This is a genomic window from Jingyaoa shaoxingensis (assembly GCF_014385005.1).
GTDB classification, from domain to species: domain Bacteria; phylum Bacillota; class Clostridia; order Lachnospirales; family Lachnospiraceae; genus Marvinbryantia; species Marvinbryantia shaoxingensis.
This window is the reverse complement of the sequence record NZ_JACRSZ010000002.1, coordinates 1-5,276: the sequence shown is the minus strand read 5'-3', so window position 1 is coordinate 5,276 and position 5,276 is coordinate 1. Positions and strand designations below refer to the sequence as shown.

Sequence of the window (5,276 nt, the reverse complement as noted above, 5' to 3'; positions counted from 1 at the left end):
AGCTCTATTAAAGTGCGTCTTCTTTTCAAATCTACCTTCCTCTTTTCTCGATTTCGCACCGTTATTCATTAACCTAAGCAGGCACTTGTCTTAAGTTGACATTAGGTTGACCACATTGGCTCCTGACCCGATATTTTATTTTGTAAAAAAGAAACAAAAAATTACGAAAAATCATACTAAAACAAGAATGATGTAAATTTGAACAATAAAACATATAAAAAAATATAAAATCATGTAAAATTGCACTTGCCCTTTATTTGGGAAAAGCACTATAATAATGCTAGATATTGGGTACCACAAGATGGATAAACGGTACCCAAAAGTGCAAAAAATAAAGAGAGGATGGGATGAGAGAATGAAAAGATTTGAGAAATGCAAACGTGTTTTGGCAACTCTTCTTGTTGCTCTGATGGTTCTTCAACAGACCAGTATCATGACACTGGCTGAAGAACTGCAGGTCGAAACTCAGGCGGTGCAGGAAGAGAAAGCTGTGGAGCAGGAGACAAAACCGGAACCATCTGCTCCGGAAACAATAAAACAGACAGAGGCGCCAACGGAGGCTCCAAAACCGACGGAAGCACCTACAGAGGCACCGGCACCGGAAACACAGGCACCTGAGACTCAGGCAACGGAAGCACCGGCAACAGAAGCCCCTGTAACGGAAGCCCCTGTAACAGAAGCACCGGCAACAGAAGCCCCTGTGACGGAAGCACCGGCAACGGAGCCACAGGTGACGGAAGCACCGGCAACGGAGCCACAGGTAACAGAGGCACCGGAAACGGAACCACAGGTGACGGAAGCACCGGCAACGGAACCACAGATAACAGAAGCTCCTGAGACAGAGACAACTGAAGCTGTCACAGAAACAGAGACAGAAACAGAGAGTGAATCTGAAAGCGAGACAGAAACAAAGGCTGCCACAAAAGACAGCTTTAGTGGTGCTGTCGATAATGCAACTGCAAAGGTTACCTTATCGAAAGGTATCTCAGAAAAAGCAGTCTTCGTAGCAAAACAGTACGGACTGGACTCTGATTATGTTGCTCAGAATGTAGACGCTGCACTTGGCGCATGGATCGAGGCACACAACCTGACGGTACTGGATGCAGCAGTATACGATATGCACTTTGAAGAAGAAGGCAAAGAAATCACAGTCAAACAGAATGCAAAAGTAGACTTGACTTTCAACAGCCCGATCCTGACAGAGACAGGTGACGCAGGTGTAACTACAGATGTATATGTACTGCACGTAGTAAACGGCAAGGCAAAAGAAGTCGGAACCGTAACACGTAACGGCAGCGATGCAGTTACCGCAGCAACTATCCATACCGATGGATTCTCACCGTTTGTATTTGTAAAAGCAGTGAGCGGAGATGCGGCTGTATCAGCAGATACATCTTCTGATTTGAATAGTTTTGTAACAAATGCTACTTTTGAAAATGCCACATATGATACAGACGGAAAAACACTTGTTCTTCATCCGGATTCGGAATATTCATTCAAACTGGAGTTTGCGGAAAGCAGTGATAAAGTACTGTTTGCTAAAGACGGAGAACTTGTCTACACATTTCCGTCTCAGCTGACACCGACAGGAACCGACGGTACATTTAAGATGAAGATTACTGTCGAAAACAAAGTATACGATCTGCCTGGCAATACTTATACAATTGAAGGAAATAAGATCAAGGTAATATTTAATAAAGATGGTGGAGAAGCGTATGAAGCATTGAAGATTGCCTCAAATGCAGAATTTTGGCTTTCTTTGAGAGCAAAGGTAAATTCAAATGCATCTGGTGACAAAATTAATTTTGGCGCCGGTGTAGAAAAAGATGTGAAGTTTGACCATTCAGCATCTGTTTCCGTAGAAAAGAACGGAACTTATGATAAAGAACATGGAAAAATGAATTATACCGTCAAGGTAAAAGCAACCGGTACATGTACGAATGTAAAGGTGACAGATACCATCAGCGGTACACTACTTACTTATGATAAGAATCTGACAGCAACATCCAACAAGAATGGGGCTCTTGCCATTGATTCCACTGTTACAGCCAAAGGAAATGGTTTTGAATATACGATTCCATCTATGACGAATGGAGAGGAAATCACATTCACTTATTCTGCAAGCGTAGACTATAGTAAATTAAAAGGTGATACATTTACAGCAGATGAAACAAAGAATACTGTAACTGCAAAAGGAGATAACACAGACGAGTACCGCAAAGATCATAACTTTGATCATACCACGGCATATGACACCGGAATTACCAAAAGTGGTACGAAAGGTGAGATAACAAACGGATGGCAGACTTCTAACTGGACAATCACTGTTAATGCAGATGCAAAGACGGATGTAGGTGGTAGTCTTGTAACAGACAAGATCCAGGAAAATAAAAAGGTTCCAACAAAGTATTCCGGAACAGGTATTACTGTGAAGAAATATACGGCCGATGGAACACCAGCAGGAACTGAAACAATTCCTTGGGATCAACTGAAGAGTCATAGTGATACTTCCTGGAGTTATGAACTCCCGCCGAAGGATGGAACACCATATAAATATGAAATTTCTTATACAACAACGTCCGATATTTCAAAAACAACAGAGAATACTTCTGTTACAAACCATGCAGAATTTGGTGGTAAGGGAACAGATGGGAATGTTGGAGTAGAAGGACAGAATAAGTTTGGTGTAACAAAGACACATGCAGCACCGTCAAAAGATGGAGTAAACTGGACTGTAGATGTAACGATTCCAAATTGTGGATTTAATGAATCATTTACTATAACAGATGCACTTCCGTTTACCTGGACAGGTGGATATCATGCAGATTCCTATAAAGAAGGAAGTTTGCAGATTGCCATGAATGGTCAGACAATCGGTGCAGATAACTATGATATCAAATACACAGCACCGGTAACGGAAGGTCACAATAAATCTTCCGGATCTATTCAGGTGGTTTTCAAACCGAAGAGACTTGCAGGATTATTCCCAGCAATAACAGGTGAAGAACGGGTATTGACAATGACCTATACGACAATACCGGATTCAACCTGGCCAGATGGAGAAAATCACTATAATACAGTAACGGCAACAGGGGATGGCACAAGCAAAAACGCAAGTGACAGCTATATTCTTAAAGAGCATGAGATTAGCAAGTCAGTGGAGAATGGAAATGCCACGATTGGTGGTATGCCGGCATATAAATTCAAGATTTATCTCAGAGGTGTGGATACAGATACACTGGAAATCCATGATATCTTTGATCCTGACTTGTTTGAAATTGTAACTACAGATAGTAATTCTTATAATAATGCACAGTTTGGAGCAGGTGATGAAGATTGGGAGGCTGATAACGGAGCAAATGGTTCCAGCAACGGTGGAACGCTTACGGTAACACCGACTAAAACAGGAGCAACATTCTCCATCGAAAACGTAGCGACGAAAAGTGGTGGTGCATATTATAGCTGGTATAGCATCAGGTACTATTTGAAAGTAAAAGATGCAGAAGCTCTGAAAAAAATTCAGCAGGCAGCAGCAAAGAATCCAGATCATACCACAAAGATTGGAAATACTGCAGAATGGAAAGGTAAGAGTACAGGTGAAGTCAGTGCGGATTATAAGGTAAATCCACTTACAAAGACGGAAACTGTTCCTCCGGATAGGCTTAATCATTATACTTCAACATTTACAGTAGTGGTAAACCCGGACAAGTTACAGTTGAATGGAGGAAAAGATCTTACAGTTAAAGATACATTTTCAGAACATATGCAGCTGGTAACAGACTCTGTACAGATTACACTTGAACCAGGAGGTACTTCCAGCTGGGACTTTGATGCAGATAAAAAAGGTCTGACAGTGACAATACCTGACGAATGTAAAGCAACGATCACCTATCAGGCACAGATCATAGGAACAGGAAAAGTTACTTATAAAAATAATGTAACAGTTACAGGAGATTACACTGCATCAACAGGAGATAAGACCGCACAGATTACAACAGATGGAGAAGGTTCAGCAGAACATTTCCAGTATAAAGTAATTAAGCGAGATGCACATAATAAACAAAAACGACTTGTAGGTGCTATTTTCCAGCTGTATGAAATAAAGGATGGAAAGAAAACTGAAGTCAAAGATAAAGATAATCAAAATGTAACTTTTACAACAGATGCAAATGGCGAATTTAAGGTAGCAGGGGTATATAATACTGATGGCTGGGACCTGAAAAAAGGTCATACATATCAGCTGGAAGAAATCCAGGCACCGACCGGATATAAGACGGCAGAGCCGCTCATTTTTACCGTAGCAAGTGCAGCTGGTAACGCCGGAGAATATACAAATGGCTATACCTTTGATGTATATGATGAAGAAGGCAGAACTATTGAAGTCAGTGTTGTAAAAGAATGGAAAGATGCAAACAACCAGGATGGCAAACGTCCGGAATCTGTTCTGGTACAGCTGTATGCAGATGGCAGTGCAGTTGGAGATCCGATCAGACTTAACGCTGACAATAACTGGACTTATACCTGGAAGGATCTGAATGAAAAAGCCAATGGTAAGAACATCGAATATACAGTCAGAGAATTACAGGAAAATGCTGAGAATGCAACGGCAGTAGAAGATAAGGCTAATATCACATACCAAGTAAATAATGAGAATGTGGTTTATAACGTTGGTTATTCTCAGAAAGAAAATGACTGGACGATTTCCAATACTATAACAGGAACGACGGAAGTCAGCGGAAAGAAGACCTGGAATGCACCGGAAGGAACGAAGCTGCCGGAAAGCATCACGGTAATCCTGAACCGTGATAATGTAAAATATGATGAGAAGACGGTCAGAGCATCCGATAACTGGGAGTATAAGTGGGAAAATCTGCCAAAATATGACGCAGATGGCAAAAAGTATACTTACAGTGTGGATGAGAAAGAAGTAACAAGCTATAACAGTACAGTTGAGGGCTACAACATCACGAATACGATCACCGGGACAACGGAAGTTAAAGGAACGAAGACCTGGAACGTGCCGGAAGGAACGGTTCTGCCGGAGAAGATCACGGTGAAGCTGGTGCGCAGTGATGGAAAGGAAGAGAGCAAGGAAGTAACCGCAGCCGATAACTGGACGTATAAGTGGGAAAATCTGCCGCTGTACAGTGAGGATGGAAAGACCGCATACACCTACACGGTAGATGAGGAAGAAGTTTCCGGATATGAAAAGGCAGTCAGCGGCTACAACATCACCAACACGATCACGGGAACCACAAAGGTGGAAGGAACGAAGA

At 41.9% G+C, this 5,276-nt stretch carries 1 protein-coding gene; it reads left to right on the top strand.

Annotation, left to right across the window (positions count from 1 at the left end; genetic code table 11):
- Positions 1 to 355: 355 nt before the first annotated feature.
- On the top strand, positions 356 to 5,276 hold a 4,921-nt coding region (locus H8716_RS03910; protein ID WP_249307217.1), incomplete at its 3' end, for a Cna B-type domain-containing protein.